Below are 749 nucleotides of genomic sequence, written 5' to 3' on the forward strand. Positions count from 1 at the left end.
GGCCCGCACCGCCGCCGCGTACCGCAGCGCCGTCGACTTCGCCGAGTCGCGTATGGACAAGGAACTGGAGCAGGCCCTCTCCGACCCGCGCAGCCGTATCGGCGGCCAGGGCGACGCCGCCCGGGAGGCGGCCCGCGCGCGGTACACGCAACTCGTCGACCAGGCGCGGGCGTCCCTCGACCGGGACGTCGCCCAGCTCGTCGCCGAGTCCGAGGTCGTCGAGCCCGCCCTGCCCCCGGCGTTCGCCCGCTGGGACAACCCCTGCTGGCATGCCTACCGGGTGCCGATGGAGATACCCATGGCGCTGCGTCTGGGCGACCTCCGGCTGCCCGAGGCCGAGTCGATCCGCATCCCGATGCTGCTCCGGCTGCCGCTGGAGCGCGGACTGTGGATCGACAGCGGACGCACCGACTCCCTGGACGGGTCCTTCACCGACTCCCACGACATGCGGCGCCTGGCCATGGACACCGCGGTGGCGCACGCCGCGCGGCTGCTCGCCGTCTACCCGGCCGGCGAGTTCACCGTGCACGTCGTCGATCCGGCCGGGTCCGGCGCGCAGGCCCTGGCCCCGCTCACCCAGACCGGTGTCCTCGCCGGCCCGCCCGCACAGGGCGCCGCGGGTGTGACGGAGGTGCTGGCCCGGCTCACCCAGCGGGTCGACCTGGTGCAGATGGCGCTGCGCGGCGGAGCGCCGGACGCGCTGCCGCCCGGCTTCGAGCTGCCGCTCAAGGACCGGGTGCACGCCGTGA

1 pseudogene is annotated in these 749 nt (G+C 75.3%); it reads left to right on the top strand.

Going from position 1 to position 749, the window contains the following annotated elements:
- A pseudogene (locus LPA54_RS33810) lies at positions 1–749 on the top strand (export associated protein); the annotation flags it as partial.

This window comes from Streptomyces sp. DH12, from assembly GCF_020873895.1.
Taxonomy (GTDB): domain Bacteria; phylum Actinomycetota; class Actinomycetes; order Streptomycetales; family Streptomycetaceae; genus Streptomyces.